This window comes from Niveispirillum sp. FG156 (assembly GCF_057809555.1).
Genome location: NZ_JBMDKE010000057.1, coordinates 1 through 24599 on the forward strand (window position 1 = coordinate 1; position 24599 = coordinate 24599).

The 24599-nt window shown below is 59.2% G+C and carries 18 protein-coding genes and 2 pseudogenes; 8 read left to right on the forward strand and 12 right to left on the reverse strand.

Translation table 11 applies throughout. The features are described from left to right. Positions 1 to 119 precede the first annotated feature (119 nt). Positions 120 to 860, reverse strand: coding sequence for a hypothetical protein (locus ACODSP_RS26045; RefSeq protein WP_488968434.1), 741 nt, complete (start codon positions 858 to 860; stop codon positions 120 to 122). A 14-nt stretch (positions 861 to 874) separates the two neighbouring features. Further along, a complete protein-coding gene (locus tag ACODSP_RS26050; RefSeq protein ID WP_488968435.1) occupies positions 875 to 1537 on the reverse strand; it encodes a hypothetical protein in 663 nt (220 codons plus the stop codon). A 260-nt stretch (positions 1538 to 1797) separates the two neighbouring features. On the opposite strand from ACODSP_RS26050, the pseudogene ACODSP_RS26055 reads away from it, so the two are divergent. Further along, positions 1798 to 2251, forward strand: a pseudogene (locus tag ACODSP_RS26055) (IS5 family transposase); the annotation flags it as partial. Positions 2252 to 2272: 21 nt separating this feature from the next. Here ACODSP_RS26055 and ACODSP_RS26060 read toward each other — a convergent pair. The 4 genes from ACODSP_RS26060 to ACODSP_RS26075 form a co-directional block, all read right to left on the reverse strand. Then, positions 2273 to 3247: a glycerophosphodiester phosphodiesterase gene (locus ACODSP_RS26060; RefSeq protein WP_488968436.1), complete on the reverse strand. Its 975-nt coding sequence runs from the start codon at positions 3245 to 3247 to the stop codon at positions 2273 to 2275. Beyond that, positions 3244 to 5004 carry a hypothetical protein gene (locus ACODSP_RS26065; protein WP_488968437.1) on the reverse strand — a complete coding sequence of 587 codons (1761 nt, stop codon included), beginning with the start codon at positions 5002 to 5004 and terminating at the stop codon, positions 3244 to 3246. The genes ACODSP_RS26060 and ACODSP_RS26065 overlap by 4 nt, the downstream gene beginning before the upstream one ends. After that, positions 5001 to 5795 carry a hypothetical protein gene (locus tag ACODSP_RS26070; protein ID WP_488968438.1) on the reverse strand — a complete coding sequence of 265 codons (795 nt, stop codon included), beginning with the start codon at positions 5793 to 5795 and terminating at the stop codon, positions 5001 to 5003. Before ACODSP_RS26070 ends, ACODSP_RS26065 begins: the two co-directional genes overlap by 4 nt. Positions 5796 to 6358: 563 nt before the next feature. Beyond that, positions 6359 to 6748 (reverse strand): hypothetical protein, encoded by a 390-nt coding sequence (locus ACODSP_RS26075; RefSeq protein ID WP_488968439.1) that lies wholly within the window; start codon positions 6746 to 6748, stop codon positions 6359 to 6361. 323 nt (positions 6749 to 7071) lie between these two features. Between ACODSP_RS26075 and ACODSP_RS26080 the strand changes: the two genes are divergently transcribed. Next, entirely contained in the window at positions 7072 to 7842 is a 771-nt protein-coding gene (locus ACODSP_RS26080) for a helix-turn-helix transcriptional regulator (RefSeq protein ID WP_488968440.1), read from the forward strand. 30 nt (positions 7843 to 7872) lie between these two features. Here the strand turns inward: ACODSP_RS26080 and ACODSP_RS26085 are convergent, their stop codons facing one another. Together ACODSP_RS26085 and ACODSP_RS26090 are read right to left on the reverse strand one after the other, a co-directional pair. Beyond that, a complete protein-coding gene (locus tag ACODSP_RS26085) occupies positions 7873 to 9939 on the reverse strand; it encodes a TonB-dependent receptor (RefSeq protein WP_488968441.1) in 2067 nt (688 codons plus the stop codon). 466 nt (positions 9940 to 10405) lie between these two features. Then, positions 10406 to 11266, reverse strand: a complete 861-nt coding sequence (locus ACODSP_RS26090; protein WP_488968463.1) for an SH3 domain-containing protein — start codon at positions 11264 to 11266, stop codon at positions 10406 to 10408. A gap of 775 nt (positions 11267 to 12041) precedes the next feature. On the opposite strand from ACODSP_RS26090, the gene ACODSP_RS26095 reads away from it, so the two are divergent. Both ACODSP_RS26095 and ACODSP_RS26100 read left to right on the forward strand, forming a co-directional pair. Further along, positions 12042 to 14897 (forward strand): MrcB family domain-containing protein, encoded by a 2856-nt coding sequence (locus ACODSP_RS26095; RefSeq protein WP_488968442.1) that lies wholly within the window; start codon positions 12042 to 12044, stop codon positions 14895 to 14897. Continuing rightward, entirely contained in the window at positions 14875 to 16407 is a 1533-nt protein-coding gene (locus tag ACODSP_RS26100; RefSeq protein WP_488968443.1) for a DUF2357 domain-containing protein, read from the forward strand. Before ACODSP_RS26095 ends, ACODSP_RS26100 begins: the two co-directional genes overlap by 23 nt. A gap of 706 nt (positions 16408 to 17113) precedes the next feature. On the opposite strand, the gene ACODSP_RS26105 is transcribed toward ACODSP_RS26100, so the two are convergent. From ACODSP_RS26105 to ACODSP_RS26115, 3 genes are all read right to left on the reverse strand, one after another. Continuing rightward, positions 17114 to 17422, reverse strand: coding sequence for a hypothetical protein (locus tag ACODSP_RS26105; RefSeq protein ID WP_488968444.1), 309 nt, complete (start codon positions 17420 to 17422; stop codon positions 17114 to 17116). 15 nt (positions 17423 to 17437) lie between these two features. Continuing rightward, on the reverse strand, positions 17438 to 18370 hold the full coding sequence (locus ACODSP_RS26110) for a hypothetical protein (protein WP_488968445.1): 933 nt from the start codon (positions 18368 to 18370) through the stop codon (positions 17438 to 17440). Positions 18371 to 18855: 485 nt separating this feature from the next. Then, positions 18856 to 19017, reverse strand: a complete 162-nt coding sequence (locus tag ACODSP_RS26115) for a hypothetical protein (protein WP_488968446.1) — start codon at positions 19015 to 19017, stop codon at positions 18856 to 18858. A gap of 112 nt (positions 19018 to 19129) precedes the next feature. Here ACODSP_RS26115 and ACODSP_RS26120 point away from each other — a divergent pair. The 4 genes and pseudogenes from ACODSP_RS26120 to ACODSP_RS26135 form a co-directional block, all read left to right on the forward strand. Then, positions 19130 to 19332, forward strand: a pseudogene (locus ACODSP_RS26120) (IS110 family transposase); the annotation flags it as partial. A gap of 170 nt (positions 19333 to 19502) precedes the next feature. Continuing rightward, the gene (locus ACODSP_RS26125) at positions 19503 to 20324 is read left to right on the forward strand and encodes a chromate resistance protein ChrB domain-containing protein (RefSeq protein WP_488968447.1); all 822 of its coding nucleotides are present in this window, start codon (positions 19503 to 19505) and stop codon (positions 20322 to 20324) included. Further along, a complete protein-coding gene (chrA, locus tag ACODSP_RS26130; protein ID WP_488968448.1) occupies positions 20324 to 21733 on the forward strand; it encodes a chromate efflux transporter in 1410 nt (469 codons plus the stop codon). The genes ACODSP_RS26125 and chrA overlap by 1 nt, the downstream gene beginning before the upstream one ends. A 347-nt stretch (positions 21734 to 22080) precedes the next feature. Beyond that, positions 22081 to 23979: a sensor domain-containing diguanylate cyclase gene (locus tag ACODSP_RS26135; RefSeq protein ID WP_488968449.1), complete on the forward strand. Its 1899-nt coding sequence runs from the start codon at positions 22081 to 22083 to the stop codon at positions 23977 to 23979. A gap of 184 nt (positions 23980 to 24163) precedes the next feature. Here the strand turns inward: ACODSP_RS26135 and ACODSP_RS26140 are convergent, their stop codons facing one another. Further along, entirely contained in the window at positions 24164 to 24481 is a 318-nt protein-coding gene (locus tag ACODSP_RS26140) for a hypothetical protein (protein WP_488968450.1), read from the reverse strand. Between the last annotated feature and the right edge of the window lie 118 nt (positions 24482 to 24599).

Sequence of the window (24599 nt, forward strand, 5' to 3'; positions counted from 1 at the left end):
TTCTCGAAAAACTCCGATGCACCCCTGCATCTCTTCAATGAGTCAATGCACTAGCTAAAGGCTGTATGCCATATTATTGCAGATATTGGCGGTTTCCGGGGGAATCCAGGTGCCATTCTCTATCTCTCAGCCAGAACATTTCCCTGGCGGTCAAGAATTTGAACCTTGGTAATTTCAGCCTTGACTATGGGGCTGCCCAGTTCAGTGCTGGAGGCGAAGAAATAGACTTTCGTCATCAGGCCCCTGGCCTGCGAGCGCAGTTTTTCGATAAGCCGCGCCCGGGTCTCGTCAGTCACTTCGACCCGGCTGAATTCAACTGGATTCGAGTACTCCAGCTTAAATGAAGAATTGTCGTAGAAATAGGTATAATTTCCACTTGTGGACAATCTGGGTATTTGAAATGATTTCGTTGCAAAATCATAACTGTTTACCCCATCATCATCCATCATGTAATAATACATATTGGATTTTGACTTTGTTACCTCGGCATCAATGGCGGGTTTGAGCGCCTGAAGCAGGTCATTTTTCTTAAACACATCACCTTCGCCTCGATAATCGTCGGAGATACGGGCGGCAATTTTTTCATAATCCAGCGGCAGCGTATCGGCCGCCAGATAGGCAAACATTAAAGTTCGGCCGCTTTCCATTGCTTTGTAGCTGCTCAGGGAAACAGACTTGTCAGCCATCGGCACGGCTGCGGCATGTTTTTCTTCGATCGCTTCCTTCGCTTTGCTGGTCGAGGTTGCATCCGAAAGACTGACCGGCGGGTCCTCCTGCGCTTGCGGGGTCTTTTCTTCGGTTTTCGAACATCCCGGCAGGATGGTGGCTGCGCACATCAAAAGGATGGCGGCTTTCTTCATCGTTATCATTCTGGTCAGACCTTTGCGCTAGAGACGAGGAATTTGCGGATGCCTATGAAGGCCAAGTAGAGCGAGACCGCAGCGGCGATATATAAGCCCGCCCCAAGCGAGACAGCCTTGAAAGCCATATTCATCATTTCCGACATCATTCTTTCGGCCATGGCCGCGCCCTTCGCGCCACCAAATCCGCCCGCCAAGCCCCGGGCCTGGGAGACGCTGTCGCGGATGGAGATATAGGTCTGAAGGACCACGACCAGGATCAGCATCAACGGCGCGGCATAGCCAAGCGGCAGATATTTGTTTGAGTGGAAATGCGGCAGCAGCGGCGCCAGCAGGGCAGCAAACATTAACCAGCCCCAAACTCCTGCTGACAAAGCATCGATATTACCCAGGGAATCCAAGCCTGCTGAATTGTTGATGACCTTGAGGACCTGGTAGAAGCTGATGCTTTCTCGATAGGCCGATGACACCTGGATCGAGAAAGTGGGCAGGATCAGCCAACCGAGCGCCATCAGGGCGACGGCAACTAATGTGGGAATGCCAACCTTGCTGATCAGCATGCCGGCATATTTGCGCCCCTCCATGCTTGCTGTATCGAGAGCCTTTTGTGCCTGTTCCTTGGCAAGGACGGCATCGTCCACAGCTGTAACGCTTACAATCTCGCCCAGCTCGTTCAACTCCACATCGACAATGCCGCCGACCTTCGGTGGTGTGCTGGATCGCCAATGTTGTTCCAGTATAAAGGACTTCTGTGATCCATTTATAGAAACAATACCGGGACCTGCATTGGTGTCTCGGAGGATTATACTTCTTACCATCGCATCCTCTTTTCTAGTTTATTTGAGGATTTATGCCTTGAGCGCCGACCGCATTCAATTGAGGGAAATACGGGGTTTTTAGCTTTCGGCTTCTGGAGGCGGTATCCGCCGCTTAGGGCGGCGACATCGTGATGATCGACAGCACCTGTGTTCGTGTGCACCAGCAGGCGGCCACGGGAAAAAGGGGCTGGAGACGATGGCGGCATGGGACGTTCCCGTGGGGGCCTCACCACCAAGATCCACGCACTCGTCGATGCCGAAGGTCGCCCTGTCTACCTCCGCCTGACTGCCGGGCAGGTTGCCGATTGCACCGAGGCTGACGCACTGACAGAGAACCTTGGCGAGGGCGCCATTCTGCTGGCCGACAAGGGCTATGGCAGCAACGCCATCCGCGCCAAAGCTGCTGAGCGGAAGGCCTGGGCCAACATTCCACCCAAGGCCAACCGCAAGGGCTACTTTGTCTTCTCGTCCTGGGTCTATCGGCAGCGGAACCTTGTCGGAATATTCTTCAACAAAATCAAACAGTTAATTGGTACCGCCCCCCCCCGATATGACAAACGACCAATAAGCTGATCTTTGCGAAAAATTGGATAGTTATTTTAGATGTGACTGAACTATTGAGCAGAATAATTGTGGCGATCCGTCGATAATGACGCTGGCGGGCCAGGCGGCACGGGGCTGACGAGACAGCCAACGCGCGAACGATGTCGGGTCCTCCTCCGTATAGACACCGACGGAGAAGCCATGGTTGGACGCGTGGCGGAGCAACTGCGGATCGTTCATGAAGTCGGCGGCGGCCACATGCAGACCCAAACTGCCTGCTCCAACAAGGCGGCGGGCGGCGCCGGATATTCCCGCTTCCGTCAGGAGAGCCCGGTTTGCCTGGTCATCGTAGCCGCTTTGCAGCCGATCCTCGACCTTGGCCCGCATGTTGGCGGGCAGACCGGACAGAAGCCGGGAAGCCGTTCCACCGGAAGGAACCGCCTTTCCCGATGGTGGACCGACGACGATGCCGACATAGTCCGCACCGGCCTCGGCCAGGCACTGGGCCACACTGTTGAACACCGTCGACCAGATGACCGTGGCGCCGGATGACGCGGCCATGGACAAAGCGGGCCTAAGGCTGGCACACCCGCCCACAGGCTGCTTAATCTCGATGTTCAGGGCGATTCGCTCAACCCTTGCGGTGAACAGGGCATCGGCGAGAAAGGAGGGTGAACCCTCTACTTTGCCGTCGGCGCCGATGGTCGTCGCGGCGCGCCAATCCTGCGCAGTCAGGTTTCCTACCGGCACACGGCCCCGCGTCTTCACCACGCGACCGGTAACGGCATCATGATGGAGGACCCATTCGCCGTCGCTCAATTGCTGGATATCAATTTCAGCCGCCCCAACGCCTTGTGCGGCGGCTTGCCGGATGGCGGCAAGACTGTTCTCCGCATGGTCATCCCCCCCGCGGTGCGCCTGTACCGAGAGGCCACCACAAGCCACGGTTCCCATCGGCAGATCGGCGGCGGGACTGACCGTGCTGGCCAGCAAGGTGGCGACGAGTACACACCATTTACGTCTCATGACACTCTCCAGGGGTTGGTATAGCCGAACTCGACACTACCCATGATGGAGGTTCGGATTTTCTCGTTGATCGGATAGGCATATTGCTGGGCCCGAATGGTCCATTCCAGCAGGCCCGCCGTTAGGCCACCGGCAAACTGGCCAAGCCGCGCCCCCACATGGGCGGTGACATAGCGGTTCAGGTTGGCATAGGCCTGACTTTGCGTGACGGCATTCGGCGCGGTCATAGGCATATAAATAAGATAGGCGACAACGCCGATGCTGATGGTGGCACGAAACGGCCAGTTGGTCGTAAGGATGCCGGTCAGCAAGATCAACAGCTTCAGAAGATGGCCAGCACCGCCGACCAGGGAGAAGAACAGAGCGATTGGCGGCACGATCAGGCGTTGGGCAGCATCACTGCCCAGTTGTTCATTTGTGCCTCCGGGACCAAAGGTGCTGACAGGGGCACCGATCTGTTCCAAGTAGCGATTCACAGCCTGCATCACCAACGGACGGTAAACCGCCGTCTCGATCTGTGCCGCGTCGATCGTGGGCAGGAAGGTTCGGCTTTCTCCATTGAATCCAAGCGTCGCGCGGATCTTCCGCTGGACATGTCTTTGCGCGAAGAATTCCTGGAAACTGTCGATAGTAGGGTCCATGTCGAAGCGCTTCAGTTCCTTGCTCAGGCGACTATCCGCCTCTCGCAAGACCTTCAGTTCGACAGCACGATAGAAGGAGTCGCGGTCGTCCAACTGCCATGTGTCATAAAGGATCAAACCTTTCCGACCGAGTTTCTTGCGAACATCGTCATGCCAGCGCTCCGGCACCGTTTCCGGTGTCCAATTACGCTTTTTCAGGTCGCTGACATAGTTGCTCCATGCGCGCTCCTGTTCGGTTGCAATACCCTCCACCGTGTTATGGTGTTTCTTGATACCGTTCTTGTACTGTTCCCAACTGTCTCTGACCTCCTTCATGATGGGCAGCCAGACATTATTGGAAAAATGATTAAGCGTGCCGATGCAGCCCTCGGTGCCTGCGTCACACTCCACGGTGAAACGGTTGGCCGCCTGACGGCGGATCACCGTGAGACCTTTGCTTTCCAGATCGGGCAGGCCCAGCGCCAACATCGGGAACACCGCCGTAAAGGCCTTACCCGAGGGTGACTGTTCACCATCGCAGAGGAAGATATCGTCGACGCGCAGACGGCAGTCGGACAACCGCGCCGCCGCGTCGGCAAGGATGACGGCATTGCGTCGGTCCGTATCGTCAAGGCGGGCGACCATATTGTTCACCAGACGAGTCTGGGCGACGAACATCATTGCGATACTGGTCAGTACGAACAGGCTGGTGGCCAGAAGGCTGCGCAGGACGCCCCAATCCCCCACATGGCGTAAAAGAAGCAGCAGGCACAACCCCGCGATGACGCCAACAACGCTCAACCCCGGATGTAAAGGATCGCTGTTCAGATCCAGCAGCAGCCCGGCAATCATGAGGATCAGGGTGACCGCGATGAACACGCGGCCGCCGCCCGTCAGCGGCCGCCGCCGCAGCAGCAAGCCAGCGCCAACCAGCCCCAGCGCGACACCCGAAAGGACCCGCCCAAAATTCTCCAGGGAGTGGATCTCCTGGATGGTCGCTGTGCCACCCGCAGCATCCAGCAGGCGGGCGGAGAAGGACAGCTCGAACAATAGATACGCCAGCGTCAACCAGAGCAGGGGTGACACAAGCAGGGATCGCATCCGACGAGTGGCGGAGGCAATGGCATGCGTATTCATGGCCGTTGGTTCCGCTGCGACGGTTCGGTGGAAAGATTGTCGACACCCACGGGCTTTGCGTCAGGTGTCTTGATCGTGGAGGGAATCTGCATGTCGGTGAATACGGGCTTCGGCTTTGGCTGGGCCGGGCGGGTGGCGCCAGCGGCTGCTCCAGATACTGTCGGCGCGCGTTTGCCGGCGGACTGGTTGGCCTGTTCCACTTTCTGACGTTCACGTTCACGGGCCTGGGCGCGCTCGGCCTCCTGCATGGCCTGCAACTCGCTGTAGCGTTTGCCGCCAAGCAGGCCCTGGACTGCCGAGAAGGTCCAAAGCCTGGGGTCGTCAGTGCCGGTTTCGTTCAAAAAGAAGTCTCTGTGATTTTTCCGGTATTCAATTTCGACCGGACGCGTGCAATCGCCTACGTTGAAAGTACTGGCACTCAAGTCTTCGATGAATAACAGGATATTATCAACAGCACAGTTCGGCGATACGCCTGTTATCAAAATCGCCGTGGTCTTCCCCACACGTGAATGCTGAACATCAGTAATCTCAGTCAATTCGGGGATCGTGCTGCCGCGCCAACCCGTTGCTGGAGCGAGATCGAATCCTTTTTTGGAGCCCAACCCATAAACACGCCGGATCAACCCTCTGCCGTCCCCCAGATGTGTTTCAACTCTGGCGACAGGTTCGTAAACACTCAGAAGATTATCAACGATCTGTGATACGGGATTATTACCCACCACTTGCGTACTGACGCAGCCTGAAGGAATAATACCGCATACAAATGCCAATAATAAATTAGAAATTCTCATAATTTTTTTCTCCTAGTGTTTGCTCGTATTTTCTTCCAATCGATGATATTAACTCAATAAAATTATCTATAACCCATAATATTTAGTCCCTTCATTGATAGTAAGCAGATGAGTAGGTAAAGTTATTATTAGATGGCAAGATGGGTTTTATTTGAGGATCTTTCTAATCTGTATTAAACACCGCTGTAGAAATTCTGATAGGCTGATGTCGAAAATGCCAATGAATGGGATTAGTATTCAGTGACCAAATACAAACCCGTCCGATCCCATGAGGCTTCACACTCATACCAGATGATGTGTCGCAACTGTCCTCTAGCTGAGCCGACCAAGGACCACTTCTTGAAGCGCCGCCGAGGGACTTTGGCGGGGCAAGCCCCACCAAAGTCCAATCATTGAATTTGCACCATTGCCGTGAACGTTAACATCCGGATACCCGCATGCAACGTGCCGTGACTCACCGGAACAAGATAGTGCCAACCAAAAATCCGAAACGGTCCGCGACGACCTCAAATACTGTCGGGATATTTAGACGAAGAAGTATATTTAGGTGTGTAAAAGAATTTTTATTTACTCCTTTTTGAAATCATTTCCTTTACTTTATTGCGCTCAGATCGAGATCTGATCACAAAAACACCTTGCATAATAGGGCCAATGCCATAGAAAAGTAGCGGTAATAAAGGAATGCCCAGTAGTATCAAAATTAATCCAGCTATAGGATTCCCCGTATCATCACACTCATCTCCACAAGAGTAAAGATAAGCAATAAATCTGCTGACAATAACTAGCGTAACTTCCGATCCATTAGAGTGTGCCATTTTTAAATAGGTTGACATCCCAGAACTATATGATAAGTCACGAAATTTTTTTCCTCCAATTTCCATTATTGACGTTTTGGTGACACCGTCATTCCAGATACCATCACCAATAAGTGTGATTACTCCAGTTACAATCATCTTTCATTTCCTTCTGATTTGATGATTATTAATTTTCTACGGTTGATAAAACGGCGTTACCGCCGAAGGCTAAATTTTCCCGTCCTGCCATTTCACCACTCCTCCGCCAATTCTCAGCGTTCCGGTGCTGTGGCGCCCCACTGCTGATATTCATGTGTGCGCCGCTCGCAGACATCCCACGTGATCGGACGGCTTTCAATTGCGGGAAGTACCGGGTTATACAGATGGGGGCGTGTCGGGTGGGGGCATGACCGGCGGTGTAATTTTAATAAAAAGCCATCAATTTGGCAGCCTTGCAGTTGGATCATGTGCGGAGTGGGGAATTGACTGGGCGTTATCGGGACTTCTTTGCTGAGACAACCGACATACTGTCAGCGACAACCTGTATCGAACTGTTCAAGGAGCTGGATCAGCACGCAAAGGATGCGGGCTTCGCCGCTGTGAGCTATGCGGCACTGCGCCCCCCGCTTCAGGGCCAGCCCGGAGCCATCCTGTTCGACAGTTCGTCCCCGACCAACTTTATCGAGACCTACAAGCAGGAAGATTTTATTACCTGCGACCCGGTGGTAGCGCGCGCCGTGCGCAGTCCGCTCCCATTCAGCTGGATGGATTGCCCGGAATTTACCGGCTTCGATAAGCCGCGCCGCGGTCGCCGCCCGCGGGCGCTGACTGTGCTGGATCACGCCTCTGATTTTGGATATCAGGAGGGCCATGTGGTCCCCTGCAGTACGATCGTCGATGGTTTGACGGTACCGGGTTTTGTGACGTTCTTCTGGCCGGAGGGGCGGACTATCAGGCCAGTCCTGGAATCTCCCCTGTGGTTTCGCTATCTGGTGCAACTTTTCCATGAAAAGTATATTTCCCTAAGCGGGATCAGTTTTCGCACCGTGGCGACGGTACCCCTGACGGACCGGGAGAGGCAGTGCCTGGTCTGGCTCGCCATGGGCAAGAATGCATCCGATCTTGCGACCCTGATGAATATCAGTGAACGCACGGCGGAGCATTATTGCCAAAGCGTGGTCACCAAGCTGAATGCCGCCAACCGCGTACAGGCCGTGGCCAAGGCAATCCTGATGGGTGTCATTTACCTCTGATCCTGTTCAGGTGTGGTTCGGTCGCGGATTTCATAACCGCGTTGACAGGGTCAGGCCATAGGTGCGCGGGTCACCATAAGCCGTGGTCTTGCCAACCCCCACCGTGGAGCGGTCGTCATGATAGGTGGTGTAGACCTGATCGAAAATGTTCTTCGCCCATAGGCGGATTTCCCAGTCGTCACGGGAAAGAGACAGGCTGGCATTCACGACATCATACCCGGTGGTTTTGAACCGGTCCGCGTTTGTTGCGTCCATATAGGCGCCCGATGCACCCATATACTGGGCACGTGTCGTTACCGTATAACCGTTCACCGGAAAGACATAGTCAACTGTCGCTGCGTAGGTTGATGTTGGTGCGGCAACGATCCGGTTTCCCGAACAGTCGGCGCTGCCACCCCCCAGCGACAGGGGAACAGAACAGTTTGTGTACCGGTCATAGGTCGGGTTCAGCAGCCCAAGCGATGCGCTGGCCGTCAATCCGGTGGTGATCCGCGCAGTCACCTCCAGTTCCGCGCCGCGGATGGTTGCCTTGGCGGCATTATCCAGCGACGGCCCGGAGCCCAGCAGCTGCGATACCTGGATATCATCATAGTCGGTCTGGAACAGCGCGCCACTCACCCGCACCCGCTGGTCGAACCACAGCGCCTTCAGGCCGGCTTCATAGGTTACAGCCCGCTCGGGCCCGGCGGCAAGATCGGCACCCTTGGACGCCAGATCGACATTAAAAGCCGATCCTTTGAACCCACGGGCGATGCGGGCATAAGCGTGCATATCCTGGTCGATATCGTAGCGGGCGGCAATCGTGGGCGACAGGCTTCGGTCTTTGGCCTTGTTGCCATAGGACAGTGACGGAAAACCGATGGCGGCGAGGATACCGCTCTCGTCGATCTGGTCAAAATCCACATTCTTGCGCTCCCAGTCGTACCGGACGCCCAGGGAAAGCATGATGCGGTCGGTCAGCACGTAGTCGGCGTTGCCGAACATGGCGACAGTCTGTGTGTCCATCCCGCCAACGGTTTTCAGCGCCGGCAGGACGGGCAGACCGAAATCCGGTCCCAGGGCCAGAACCCTATCGGTGTCCACGCTCTGGTTCAGATAAAAAAGCCCACCGACATAAGTCAAACGGGTGCCGATCGTCCCGTCGACCCGGAGTTCCTGTGTGATAAAATCGGTCCTGTCCGACCATGCATCCTTTGACAGAAAACGGCGCGGTGACTGATCGTCATCCAGCGATGCCTGATATTCTGCCCGCCGATAGGCCGTGATTGCGACAAGAGCAGCCTTGTCCATTTCGTGACTGACGGTCAGAGACAGGCCGTGATTGTCGCGGTGAAGATAATTGTCGCCGTCAGGGTCGATGACATGGGGGCGCGATGCCATCGGGTTGTTGGGGTAACCAGCGACCTCGACAGACTGGAAATAGGCGGGGCGACCCCGGTCCCTCAAGGCATCACCAGCCAGAACGACCCTGGTTCCAGATCCGCCGTCAAAGACAAAGGCGGTCCGGGCCGACAGCAGGTCAATCTTATCCCCATCCGGTCCGCCCGACAGATGGCTGTAGGTCCCGCCCCGACCCATGTAACCGACCGATAGTTTTGCACCGATATCGGTGGTCAGTGGCCCCCTGGCGGAGGCCTGCACACGGGCCAGACCATAATTTCCAACCTCGGCCAGGATCTGTCGCTGCGGCTTGGCCTCGGGCATCAGGGTCGTGATGTTCACTGCCCCCGCGATGGTGTTCTTACCGAACATCGTCCCCTGAGGACCCCTGATAACCTCCAGCGACGAAACATCCAGGAACGGTTGGAGATAAGTGTCAGAGCGTCCCTGATAGACACCATCAATGAAGATGCCGATCCCGGACTCCACCCCGATATTGCGCTGAAGTGTGGATATTCCCCGGATGCCGATCTGCCCCTGGAGCGATTGTGCAATCCCCCCCGGTACCGACAGATTGGGCAAAAGAGGCAGGCCATCGAAAATCGTGCGTACACCCGCACCCGACAGGTCCCGTTCGGTCAGGACCGACACCGACACCGGCGCGCGCAGCAGGTTCTCGGGGATTTTGCGCGCCGTGACAATGATCTCATCCAGCATTGTCCCTTCTGCCGCCGCATCCTGAATAACCGCAGCACAAAGTAGGAAAGCCATGCCCGCGAAACTGATTTTATCGCGCATTGTCAGGTCCCAATTACGCATACCCATAGAAGTCAGGGTGCCCCCTGGGTTTGCCAGGATATTGGCGCGGCGGTGATGTCGCATATCCGGGGTCCTCTTCCAAGGCGGTTTTTAGGCTGCATGCTATGCTACCCACCAGAGAGTATGAGGTGGAAGCTTGCTGGCCGGTGGGGCGCCATCGCCTCTGGGACAGAAAACGACCAGGTTCACACCCACCATATATCGAGATAAGGGCTGGATAACGCTTTGGATGCTGAAGGTCTGTCACACGTCCGTTCACCCGCCGATTGATGTGGCAGCTAACCGGATCGCACAGATTGCAGAGGTTAAATGTGTAGAAGCAGCGGCATCACACCGCTGCTTCCAGTTTTATCACTGTGCGAGTTCAGCCGCCTTGCCGAAGATTACGGGCAGACACCCAGCCCTGTTGGCCAGCGCTATTGGTCACTTTCCACCAACCGGCATTCTGTTCGCCCACGGCCGTTACAGTCTCACCAGCAGCCAGCTTACCAATGACAGGGTCGTTGGTCGACGGACCGCCCCGCAGGTTCAGGTTCGTCACCGTCTTGTAGCTGCTGCCGGCCACCAGTGACGGCGCCGTCGCAGAAATGGGGGGAGCCGAACTGGACGGCGGCGCTGAGGTCTGGGTGGCCGGAGGGGCGGCCAATCTCGCCTGGATGGCTGGCATGGCGCGGACCTGATCCACCAGTTTGTTATGGGCATCCATGAAGGCAGCGGCCACCACCTTACCGATATCGGTGGATGCGTAAGAACCGCCGACGCCGCCGATGGGCAGCGCGCCCAGTCCGCCTGCACCAAAGGCGAAACCAACATCTTTATGCTGTGCAGATCCCTCGGCGACCGCTTCTTGCACGCCCGTGCGGACATCGGTCAGGGTCAGCATTGTCTGCGCCTGCAGGTTGGTGGTCTTGATAGCGCCAGCCACAACACCGGCAATACCGGGTAAAAAAGCCCCCAGACCGGCGCCGCTCCCGCCTGCATTGGAGTCCTGGAAGATAACATTGGGTGTAATCATGAAGTCAGCGGCCACCATCTGTCCGCCACCGATATTCGACCCGCCCTGCAGGGTGCCGCCGGCTGCCAAGGCGCGTTCCTGCTGCATGCGCTGCATGGCCTGGCCCCGGTCAACCACCCGGAAGCATCCGGACTGAGTCATCATCAAGCGCAGCAATGGCACGGGTGAGGTCAGCCCGGCCTGCGCCAAACCTGGAATATCCTCCTCCACCAAGGCAGCGGTACCCAACGGACGGTCGCACTTTGTCAGTTGGGCAGCTGCCTGTGAATTACCTGCCGCTCCGCCGGCGCCTGATACCATCGACCCACCCGAACCAAGTTTGGTACCAGATGACACGCAACCCGACAGGGCGCTGGCAGTCATCATAAGGGTCCCAAATTTTACCAATAAATCCCGCATTATCAGCATCCCTCTCAAAAGACGCCATTATCAGCGCCGTAAATTGAACAGGAGGTAATCAATCAATGCCCAGGTTATTTAGCCTGAATAATGATTTATTCCTCATTATGGTGCACTGATGCCACCCACTGTTTCGCTCAATTTGAAGCGTTCGTCCGTTTGGCTTCAATCCGTATTTTTACGGATATAATCATCCTGAAAATATACTGACGATCAGCACCACCTTTTCTGAAAGATGCCGCTTCGGATGGAGCACAATGGAAGCGGGCATTTCCATGATTGGCGGTGACCTGCATTGGGAAACGTCTGCTTTGAGGAACTGTTAACGCCCCATTGAACGACCACAACGAGGCGCAAACCAGACGCCCCTATCATCCTCCAGAAAACGGATCGGCTTCGTGTCCACTACAGGCAACATCCGCGATAAATTTGTTATCACTCAATGAGTTCGCGCGCGCCCAACATCGCGATTGAAAGCCACGGCATTGCTGCTCCGCCCAGCTCTCGTTCCCAGCTCAACCGCATCTTGTATCGATGGGGCAATGCCGCGTAGCTTTGTCTACTCAAGTTGGAGCAAGGGCCAAGCATGTCAGTCGAGATCCAAGGTCAGCTTGCAGCGCTACTCGCCGATTACGCCATCGCCCGACAAAGTACCCCCTTCCCCGGCGATTTCCGGCAACGGTTCGACAAGCTGGAACGGGCCTTCGCACAACTGCCGGCCCTGCAGTCCAGGCCCGGCTTGTTGATCCGTTCCGGCTTCGGCGTGGGACGATGGGCTAAGGTTCCCTGGTTGGTCATCCTGGACCCCAGAGAGACGACAACGCCACAGCAGGGTGTGGCCGTCGCGCTCAATTTTCGTCAGGACACGGCGGGCATAACGCTAAGCCTGAACCAAGGTGTCGCGAGGGATTTGGCGGAAAGAGGGCGCAAGGATGCACGGGCCGCGTGGCGGTCACGGGCCAACCACGCGCGGACGCTGATCGGTGATCTGGAATCGGCCGGATTCCGGCTGGACGGGGACATCAGCTTGGGCCAGGACGACGGCCATGACGCCAGCGATCTTGCCGCCCGGACTATCGCCTGGACGGCATACCCCATCGATGCGCTTCCTGACGACACAACCCTGGACCGGTTGCTGGACGCATTGCTGGTCGGATACGGACGTTGGGTCGCGGATCAGAACAGGGGGCATCCTGTGCTGGCCTTCGAAACTGGCGCCTTGCAGGAGATGCGACAGAGGTTCCTGTCGCATATGACTGGCTTTCTGACCTTCACCGACAGCAGCGGGACCTACCGTCGGCAAGAACGGGATTGCAAGACGCAATTGGCGGCGATCTTCCAGACCGAAGTACTGCCGCTGCTGACGGCACCGCCGGAAGATGCCGGCCAGGCAGAGGCGACCATCCAGGCCCTGCACCAAGTGCTGACCAGGCGTAAGGTCGGGGAGCCGCCCACTATCCAGAACCTGCTGTCCTGGCGCGCTACGGAGCATCTGGGACGGCTGCGCGGGGCCGAAGCGCTGGAGGCCGTCCATCTGTTCCGCGACCTTCTCTCTGGCACCAGCGATACACCCACGCGGGTGGAACGCTTTAACGCCGGCTATGTCACCATCCTGGGCCGCCATATGCCATCCGGCACGCAAGGGGTCAGCCGCAGCCTGCCGACCCTGCTGTTGACGCTGGCCGATCCCGCGCATGAGATTTTCGTGCGCACCACCTTGTTCAACGATGTCGCGCGGCAGTTGGGATGCCCGCGACCGTTGAGCGACGAGCACATGAACGCAGGCGACTATGAGGCTTGCCTGCGCTTGGCGTCCGGTATCCGAACATGCCTTGAGGACTGGGGCTGGCAACCGCAGGACATGATTGACGTTCAGAGTTTCCTCTGGGTGGCGGCGTCGGGTTCCTATGTAGAAGCACCGCGGGATGCCTTTGATGACGCAACCGACCCACAATCCGAGCGGCGCATTTTCAAGATCGCCCCCGGTGAGCAGGCTCGTTTCTGGCCGGAATGCCGGAGGGAGGGGATGATCTGCATCGGCTGGGACAAGGTCGGCGACCTGCGCGAATATCCCGCCGATGGACAGGCTGACCTGAAACAGGCGCTGCGCGATGCCTATCCCGACCAATACACCGGTTCAAGGGCCCGTCAGGCCACGGGGACGAAGAAGGTCAAGGAGCTTTGGCACTTCCGCAACCTGCAACCGGGCGACATTGTCATGGCCAGCCGTGGCGCCAGCGAGATCCTGGCCATGGGCGAGGTGGTGGAGCCAGGATACAGCTTTGACCCCAACCGCACGGAGTATCAGCACACCGTCGCTGTACGCTGGAACGACACGTACCGCCGGAACTTGATAGACAAGCTGCCAGCGGGCGTGCGGGCCACCTGGATGAACTGCGCCCTCTACCCCGTTGATCGCGCCCTCTACGCCGCCATTTTGGGTGAAAGACCGATACCCGACAGCTTTGTCCTGCCGACTGACATCGATGATGAGGACATGCAAGTCCCCGACAATTTGTACATCGAGCCGCCATTCGCCGACACGGTGGCTGCCATCGCGGCGAAGAAGCTGAAGCTGCCGGAACGGTTGCTGCGCCGTTATCATGTGGCGCTGAAGACGCGGGGCTTTGTCATCCTGGCCGGCGTGTCGGGCACCGGCAAGACGTGGTTGGCAGAGGCCTATGCCCAGGCGGTCGCAGCGGAATATCTGGTGGTGCCGGTCGCACCCAACTGGACCAGCCGGGAAGACCTGCTGGGTTATGTCAGCCCGACCAGTGGCGAGTATCAGCACACCGCGTTCAGCCGTTTCCTGATCCGCGCGGCCAAGGCCTATGAACAGGCAGACGACAAGACTTCTGTCCGCCCCTTCCATGTGATCCTGGATGAGATGAACCTGGCCCGTGCCGAACATTACTTCGCTGATTTCCTGTCGGTCCTGGAACTGCGCAATCGGCACGACCAGGCAACATTGACGCTGGGCGATGCCCAGGTAGGCCTGTTTCGCAATCTGGTCTTCGTCGGCACCGTGAATATGGACGAGACGACCCACGGCTTCGCCCACAAGGTCTATGACCGCGCCCAAGTCATCGAGGTGACGCTGGACCGCAACATGTTGGCCGCCCATGTGGCGGGGCAGGAATATGCGGATATCCTGCTGTCCCTGTGGGACGCGCTGGGTTCGGTCGCCCCCTTCGCCCTGCGTACCGCCGACGATATCGCCGCTTATGTGCGCTGCGCCACGGCCCTGGGTGCCACGTGGCAGGAGGCGTTTGACGAGGCGGTGCTGCAAAAGCTGCTGCCCCGCATCCGGGGCTTTGATCCCGCCTTAGCCGAGCTATTGCAGAAACTGGCAACCCTGACCCAACATGATTTCCCCTTGAGCCACGCGAAGGTGGAGCAGATGCGGAAGGGTTTGCGCGATGGTGCCGTCTCCTTCTTCTGAGCTGACATTCCTGGGGCTGGATGGTGTGGCACGCGCGGGGCGGGAATGGACGGCATTGCTGCTGCAACTGCCGTGTCGGCCTGGTGAGTGGGAGGGGCTGGGCGTCGCCGTGAACGGCGTGACGTGGCCCGTGCAGCTGCGCCGTTTCGGCAGCCAAACCCGCGTAGTCTGCGACTGGCCGCCCAGCGCCGCCGGAACCTATGAGATCACCATCACCGGACTGGCGGCGGGCACGGGGAAGCATCGTCTATTCATTCCGCCTGCCAAACTGTCGACAGCGCAGCTTTCCACCTTGCTGACGGATCTGGATGAGCGGCTGCCCCATGCGTTGGTGGCCAGCCTGCGCCGGGGCGGCGCGCTCGCCGGTCTGGTCGGCAACCAGCCGCCGAACCCGACGGGGGCGGAGGCGGAGTTGGAACGGTTGCGCGCCATTGTGGACGGAGATCGCGGGTTGGCCCGCCTGCTGTTCCGGATCGCGCAGGACCCCCATCGACAATTACGCGAGGTGCTGTGGGATGTGCCGACGGCACGGGCACGGCGCATCGGCCCCCGGCAATTACGGGAAGCGCTTTATCGTGACCGCGAGCCTGACGATGACGGTGTTCCCCTGCGCATTCAGGACCGGCGGGTGGAGACGACCTGCGACGTGCCGGAAAACAGGCTTCTGCGGCATCTGCATGACATGGTAGCCCGGCGGCTGGCCCGCCTGTCGCCGCGCCTTGCCCCGCAGGAAGATCAATGTACGGCCCTGATCCGGACCCTGGCGGATGCCCGCCGTCGGGCCCGGTTCCTGGATGGGGTCGGGCCTTTGGCGAATCCGCCGACACAGATCAGCCAAGTGATGATCCACCGGCCCGATTATGCGCATGTCCTGTTGCTGTGGCGGCAACTGATGGACGGGTTGACGGTGCAACTGGCCGACAGCGCCATGGATACGGGGCTGAAGGATGTGCCCTCCCTTTACGAGCTGTGGGGGTGCCTTTCCGTTATCCAGACCGTGATTGATGACACATTGGAACAGGGGTTCCAGGTGGTGGCCCAGGATCTTGTCCGCCCCGTGCCAGGGTGCCTGCTTGTGGCGCTGTCGCCCGGCGGGGGCAGTGCCGTGACCCTGGCCCATGCCGATGGGCGGCGCATTGATCTGACCCAACAACGCCCCTTCACCGACCGGGGCCTATGGCAGAGCGTCAGCTTCACGCAAAGGCCCGATCTGGCGCTGGAACTGTCCGCCCCCGGCACCCTGCCCCGCCTAATGATCTTCGATCCGAAATACAAGCGGGACGAAGGCAACGGGCCACAGAAGGCGGACATCGACAAGATGCACGCCTATCGTGACGCCATCATCCATGCCGATGGCGGCCGCATCGTGCGCCATGCCGCCATCCTGTATCCAGGTCCCACCCGTTTCTTTGGACCCGGCCTTTCGGCCATCGGTGCCCTCCCGGGGCAGGATGCGGACATGGCCGACAGCATCCGCCGCTTGCTGGCCGATCACCTGTTCGGGGCGTGACCTCACCCACCCTCATAGGCGCGCTGGATCAGGGGTTCGGCCTTACGCAAGTCATCGAGGCTGGATAAGGTCGCCTCCACATCGCCGGTGCCGTAATGGCCGATTGGTAAGCCTCCGGCGTAGACTCTTTCAGGCATTTGCCTTCCAGTTCCAGGGCAAGAGGTCTGCGATGGCTGTCAATCGGCGTTGAAGTTTGATCCTGTATAGGCGTCGAAAGTTGACCCAGCTTTGGTTTCTGTTTGGCGGTCGTGCAGGTAGTCCATAGGGGGGCCCCGCGCGGGGCGCGGTGAGCACTCCCGAGTGCTGACGCTACGTCGCGCGGGGAGGAACCTGCGGACCCACCTGAACGATCCGCCAGCGGTGGGGGGCGGGGATCAGGCGGGGTTCATGAACCGCCAGTTGTCATTGCCGGTTTCGACGATGTCGCAACGATGGGTGGCACGATCTATTCGCTGGACCAACGGTTGGCCGGTGCGGGCCCCATGCTGGGCGTGTCGACGCGGTTGATGGAATGATCCATCCTCGCCCTGCCGTCAGCTATTCCCGGGTCGCGGATGGCTGATAACTGGACCGACAGGCAGAACTACGCCACTGTCGCGGACAACGTTGCGATGATCGTCGATGATTTATCCGGCCGACCCCAAGGCCAAGCCGAGCGCAGCCCCAGCCATTTGACATGACTTTGGTCACCGAGGTGATCGTGTCATTAAGGAGTTGGATCGTCGTCTGCATCACGGGCGGGCACGACGCTGACCTGCTCGACGTTATCGTTGTTTGGCGTAAAAACAACCTTCGCGGGGGTGATGGGCACATCAGTCTCGATATGCAGCCGCCGTCCCGCCACGCCCTGGCCGGCACGGCCATACCGGGTCTTGGTCTTAAGGTTCGCGTGCCCCAAGGCAGCGCTGACAGCTTCGTCGGAATAGCCGGTTTTCTTCATATCTGCCCCGAGCTGATGGCGAAAAGAATAGGGGGAAACACCTTGCTTGGCGTTGGGAAACAGCGGCTGCGCCATTTCGCGGACCGTGTCTCACAGGTCATTCTTACGCCAACTCTTCGGAGTGCCGAGGCTCACATGATCGTTGGTGACGGCCAGTTCCAAGGCGAGGTGAAAGAAGGGATCCCCTTCCAAAACGCTGATATGGCGCAAGGCCCCTTTGCCACCTTTGGCACTGACGATGGTCAGCCGTACCGCATCACCCCCTTGGCGACGGACGGTAACCCCCCGCATGACCTCCTCGGGCCTGCACCCGGTGAGGGCCAGGACCACCACGGCTGGCCAATGCTTGTGGCGTTGCTTCTTCAGATTTTCAAGAAGCTTCTCCCGCCAGTTCTTCGGCAATCCCCGCAGGCTTCCCGCCTTGGAGGACCGGGGTTGGGTGCTCTTGAAGTCGGGTGGGCGGTCGCCTGCCGCCTCCAACCAGGAGAGAAGCCGTTTAAACTGGCCCAACGTTGCCCAGCCCTCATCAAGCTCGTCAGCATTGAGCTTGCTGCCCTTCGCGATGATCTCATCCACAGAGGCGAGCTTCTCAGCGCAGGTTTTCTTCAATACGTGGACAAGCGCTGCATGCCGTCCCCGCACGGTCTCCGTACGGGTCGCTCTTCCGATGAAGGAGAGTTTCGTTGTCTCCTTATGTGTGAGAGACGGCTGTTCCAGCTTCAAGGAGGTTATGAGCTCTTTAAGCCGCAGCGCGGTTGCAAGGTACGCTTTGTCCGTAGCCTCGCAGACCGGACCAGCGGGGGCATACTTTGAAAGCTCTGCTTTAAGGAAGTCACGGTATTCGATCAGCTTGTTGTAGGTGATCCAATTTGCAGTCACGATACACTCCCCATTGTCACCACCCCAAACGTGCACCTGCCGCCGGGTGTGGGTAGCGATAAAGCTGGTAGTGAAAACGCTACCGATCGCAGGTGAAAACGCTGCGAATAGTGGTGAAAACGCATGGTGAAAACAGAGGGTCATTCCGTTTTCACCCACACACCCCCGGCGGCGCACGGGCGGGCCAACATCGACGGTCGTGGCTTTCTTGGTCCAGCCGCTGCATCGGCGTGAAGATGGGAACCAATGGGGCCAGCCGCCTGTTTTGCTCGCGGGCGCCAACTCGTTGGCACCGGAAAATGTCAGGCCACCTCGACCCGTTTGGTTTGCATCCAGGATGACGTCGAGCCGTGCCACAATACGATACTGGCCTCCAGACTATCCCCGTGCCTGAACGTCGAAGACAACGCCAATAACCGAAGATTTCCGACCTAGCGAGGATCATCACCAAACCGTAGTTCACCTCAATTCCTCTATTCACCGCTTCACACATCGACATTGCCTCCAGTGCAGGGAGCAGGTGAGTAGCCGCCCCATAGTTCGCATCTGCTCCTAATTTAGGTGGCGACAAGCCCTGACTTTTTTTGCCTGAATTATTTATTGGGCAAGCGACCGCGTCGAACCCCACTTCAGAAGGCCGGCATATTCTGGATGCCGTGTTCCTGGCTGAACTGATGGTGTGGGTGCCCCTTCACCTGGGCATGGTTGGTGTCCAGGTGAAGGTTTCCGACGGGCGTCACACTGGTGGTCACCATGGAGGCGACATATTTGTTGGGGATTGACCTGGGCAAGCGGCATTTCCAGGTCTGTGGCACGGATGTTAGCAACAAGGTGTTGTTCAATCGGCCTTTGTCGCGACCGAAGCTGATGGAGTTTCTGGCAGGATAGCCCCGTCGCATCGGCGTGATGGAAGCCTGCTCGACCAGCCATCCTGGGGCCGTGTGGCCCAAGATGCCGGTCATGAGGTGCGACTGATCCCACCAATCTATGTAAAGCCGTTTGTCAAGCAGCAGAAGAATGACGCGGCGGATGCCGAGGCCATCGCGGAGGCGGCCCGTCGGCCAAACCTGCATTTCGTGGTAGTGAAGGATGCTGAGCCTCAGGCACGGGCGGTCATCCGTCTCAAACTCTTGCATTGAAAAGCTGCACGCAAGGTGCCGTGGGGTTGACACCGCCGGTTTGGTCGGGCACCAAGTTCGGTACAGGGGCCGTGCGGTAGCCCCGTGAGGCGGCATGCCCAATACCGTGACACCCCTATAACCAGGGATGGTATGGCATGCCTGCACACACCGAAATCTCCACGTCACAATTGTCACGTTTAATCGGCCTGCCCGGTGGGCCCTTGCTTATCGATGTCCGCACGGACGAGGATGTGGCGGCGGACCCCCGCATTCTGCCCGCATCCCGGCGCAAGCGTCATGATCAGGTGGCATCCTGGGCAAATGACGTCACCAACCGCAATGTGGTTGTTGTCTGCCAGGCGGGAGGCAAGCTCGCCCAAGGAACGGCTGCCTATCTGCGCCATCGCGGTATTCAGGCGGAAAGCCTGGAAGGCGGATTTGAGGCTTGGCGCGATAGCGGGGGATCATTGGTTCCCCTGAGTGCCATCCCCCTGTCACATGGTCCGGAAGGGACCCGTTGGGTCACACGATCCAGGCCGAAGGTCGATCGTACCGCATGCCCCTGGCTTATCCGGCGCTTCATCGACCCGGATGCGGTTTTCCTATTTGTCTCCGCCCAGGAAGTTGAAGGCGTCGCGCAGCATTTCGCGGCGACACCCTTCGATGTCGAGGGGGTGGAGTGGAGCCACAGGGGCGAAAAATGCACGTTCGACGTGATGGTGGAGCAGTTCGGCTTGACCGGGCCTGCCCTCTCACGTCTGGCGACCATCATCCGTGGCGCTGACACGGCAAGGCTGGATATCGCACCACAGGCCGCCGGGTTTCTGGCAATTGCCCTGGGCCTGTCCCGCATGTACCGGGATGACCTGGAGCAGGTAGAGGCCGCGATGCTGGTCTATGACGCGCTGTACCGCTGGTGCCGGGACGCCAGCGATGAAACCCACAACTGGCCTGGACCGGGACCACGGGGGACCTGATGATAAACGAACATGTGGTCGGGGCCGGCGAAGTGCCGGCCACCGAGCGGCCCGCCTACCCGACCTTTGCCGAAGCAACTTGGGCCTGGGTCCGTGTTGCGGCACTGAGCTTCGGGGGGCCGGCGGGCCAGATCGCGGTAATGCACCGCATCCTTGTTGAGGAAAAACGCTGGATCGGCGAGAACCGGTTCCTGCACGCCCTGAACTACTGCATGCTGCTGCCGGGACCTGAGGCGCAGCAACTGGCCGTCTATATCGGATGGCTTCTGCATCGAACCGCGGGCGGTCTGGTGGCCGGCACCTTGTTCGTGCTGCCGGGCTTCCTGTGCATCCTGGGTTTGAGCCTGTTCTACGCTGCCTATGGTCAGGTCGGATGGGTGTCCGCCTTGTTCTTCGGATTGAAGGCGGCGGTCCTGGCCATCGTGCTGCAAGCGGTTGTGCGCGTGGGCAAGCGGGCGTTGCGCGGGAATACCATGCTGGTCATCGCGGCAACGGCTTTCACGGCCATATTCGCGTTCGGCATCCCGTTTCCGCTTATCATCCTGTCGGCAGCCTTTGTCGGTTGGGTGGCTGGACGGCGCGGGCTGTCGGGGTTTAAAGGGGGCGGCCAGGGCGGCGGTCACGGCCCTACCGTTGCCGACAAGGATACCGTGCTGGGCGAGACGATCCCCGATCATGCGAAATCATCGGTATCCTGGTCGCTGCGGATGGCGGGCATTTTCCTGATCCTGTGGCTGGCACCCGTTGCCGCCCTGCTGCTGGTCCTTGGCCCGGACAACACTTTCAGCCGCATCGCCACCTTCTTCAGTCAGATGGCGGTCGTAACGTTCGGCGGGGCTTATGCCGTCCTGGCCTATGTCGCGCAACAGGCCGTCGATACTTTCGGCTGGCTGAGGCCGGGAGAGATGTTGGACGGTTTGGGAATGGCGGAGACCACCCCAGGACCATTGATCATGGTGGTGGAGTTCGTGGGCTTCATGGGTGCCTTCCGCAATCCCGGTTCCCTCAACCCTTATGTTGCCGGCACCCTTGCGGCCATCCTCACCACCTGGGTTACCTTCATGCCCTGCTTCCTCTGGATATTCCTGGGGGCGCCCTGGATCGAGGCCCTGCGCGGCAATCGCGCGGTGACCAGCGCCCTCGCCGCTGTAACGGCAGCCGTCGTGGGTGTGATCCTCAATCTGGCGATCTGGTTCGCGCTGCACACCGTGTTTCAGGAACTGCGGCCATTGTCCCTTGGACCCATTCAGGTCGATTGGCCCGTCTGGGGAAGTCTGGACGTGGCGGCGCTGGTCCTGTCTGCCGGCGCCATCGTCGCGGCCTTCAAGTTCAAAGTCGGCATGGCCAAGCTTCTTGGGGTTTGTGCGGCCGCCGGATTTGCCCTGCACATCGTAGAAGCCCTCGCCTGAAGGCCCTTTCTATAAAGCTCGCAGGCGAACGCCTGTTAAGTACGCATCCGGTGTGGACCACCTTGCCGTTGGTGATGGGTAGCTGAGCTTCTTTGCGTAAGCGCGATGGCCAAGGTGTGACTGGACGGTCTGGGCGAGGGGGCGGAGATGGCGGTAAAATCATCTTCGCCCATTCTGTCCCGCCAACCGGGCCGGGCACCGTCCGGTGACGTGCCTGGACCGGCATCAACCTGACCTTCCGCGACCTGACCCTTTGGACCAGAAACGGAAATATCCACATCGGCTATCTTCCATGCATACAGCCGCTTCCCTGCGGCTGCCCTCCAAACAGGCCGGAGGATGGAAGGATGCATTCCCGATTTCCATGGCTGTTCCATCGTCCGTCGTTGTTCATGAAGGCGGTCGGGCTCGTCCTGCTGGCCTGCTTGCTGCTGGTCGGTATCGACCTGTCGCACGTCTGGAGCGCCCGACAAACCCAATTGGCCGAGACCGGGGTCGAAACGGCCAACCTTGCCGGCTCGCTGGCCCAGTACAGCCACGAGGTGCTGCAGCAGGCTGACATCGTCCTGCAGGACCTGCGGGAACGCATTGAGGCCGACGGCGGGACGCCCGGGGATATGGACCGGCTTCGGGGCTGGATGGTAGAGCGCGTGGCAACGGTGCCGGTCATTCACGGGTTGTTCCTCTACGATGCCGAGGGCAATTGGGTGGTGAATTCGCTCGCTATTCCCCCCAAAGGCATGAACAACGCCGACCGTTCCTATTTCCAGTACCACCGTCTCCATGCCGACCGCGGAGTCCATGTCGGGCCGCCCGTGCGCAGCCGTTCCGACGGCAGCTGGATCATAACCGTCAGCTACCGCATCGACGGGGCCGACGGTCGGTTCGACGGCGTCGTTCTGGCCACTATTCCGGTCGAGTTCTTCCAGAAGTTCTTCGAAAGCTTCGATGTCGGGCCGCAGGGCGTCGTGACGCTGAACCACGCGGACGGCGTCATCCTGGCACGCGCACCATTTTCCGAGGGCAATGTCGGGCTGGACGTCTCCCGTGGGCCCCTGTTCAGCCAGTTTTTGCCCAAGGCCCCCATCGGCACCTACGAGCACATCTCCCCCGTGGATGGCGTTCGCCGCCTCGGCAGCTATCGACGCGTGCCGGACTATCCGCTGGTGGTCCTTGTCTCACGCTCCTGGTCCGACCTGCTGGCGGGTTGGTACCGGAACGCAGCCTTCAATATCGGTGGCAGCCTTCTCCTGACCCTGCTGATCGGTGGCCTGGCTTGGCGTCTGCTGCGACAGGCGCGCCGGCTGCACCTTGCAGAGGCCCGGTATCGGCTGCTGGCGGAGAATTCCGGCGACGCCATCACCTGCGTCGACTTGCATGGCATTCGGCGATACTCGTCCCCGGCCTTCGCCGCGATGACGGGATGGAGTGCTGAGGAGACCGTCGGCCGTCCGGTTATCGACCTCATCCACCCGGATGATCTGGCTGTGGCCGACGAGGTCAAGCGGCAGCTCGGCGCCGGGCAGCGCAGCATAGTTTGCGCCTACAGATATCGGTGCAAGGATGGTCGTTACCTTTGGGTGGAGGCGCAGTTCACACTTGCCGACGCCCTGGACGGTGTGCCGCAGTTCGTCGTGAACATCCGGGACATCTCGCGGCGCAAGCTGCTGGAGGAGCAGTTGGAGGCGGCGAACCGCGAGCTGACGGTGCTGGCGAGCACCGACGGCTTGACCGGGCTGGCCAACCGGCGCCGGCTGGACCAGACGCTGTGCCAGGAGGTGGCGCGCGGCGCGCGGCAGGGGACGTGCCTGTCGCTGATCCTTATCGATATCGACCATTTCAAGGGTTACAACGACCGCTACGGGCATCCCGCCGGTGACCGCTGTCTGGCGCTGGTCGGGCAGGTGGTGCGCGACGCCGTCCGCCGGCCAGGCGACGTCGCCGCCCGGTACGGCGGGGAGGAGATGGCGCTGGTCCTGCCCGGGACCGACGAGGTCGGGGTCGCCAAGATCGCCGAAGCCCTGCGCCTGGCCATCGAGGCGCTGGAGCTGCGCCATGAGGGTAACGCCGAATGCGGTGGCGTCGTCACCGCAAGCCTCGGCATCGCCACCATCGTGCCAGCGCGGGCGAAGGAGATTGAGCAGCAGATTCTGGCGCTGATGAGCCAGGCGGACACGGGGCTGTACGAAGCCAAGGCCAGGGGGCGCAACCGGGTTTCGCGGGTTCCGGCCTTCGCCGCGGCCTGACATTGGGGTCACAACGTAGAAGGGGCGAAAACCCACGCATTGCGGCCGTTGTGAATGGCGCAAAGGGGGTCTGCTGCACCCTTGCCAGCTGTTTCCTTGGTCATCGCCGATCCGTTCTGACATGCTGAAGTCAAAGCAGTCTGAGATCGACAGCGTACAATGGAAAGGTGTTTTTACTTCAAGCTCACCCAGGCGGTGACTTCCACCCCTGCGCCTCCGCCACCCATGTACGACCGGATTGCGGATCGTAGACGCACGGCATGCTGATGGTGACTTGCTTGCCCGTGGCCAGCCTGGCCCTTCCCATCACCAGGGTCACGAACTTGCCGAGCGTGTCGTCGAAACCGATGACCTGCTCGCTTCGCGTCTGTTCCAATTTGCTGGCGGCGGTGCAGCTTCGGGCGACATCGGCATTCAGGGCGTCCCATGCCGATGGCGAGGAAGCGAACGCCGTTGACGCCATCATCAACACGATCGCCGCTATCATGATCTTCCGGGACATACGTTCCTGGTGAACATGTGCACGAGTATCCAGCAAGATAATTGAACGCACGCACCATCCCGGCGTTCCGCCCGCCACTGTCAGCCGTGCCCGATAAACCGCGGCGCATGAAGCAAGA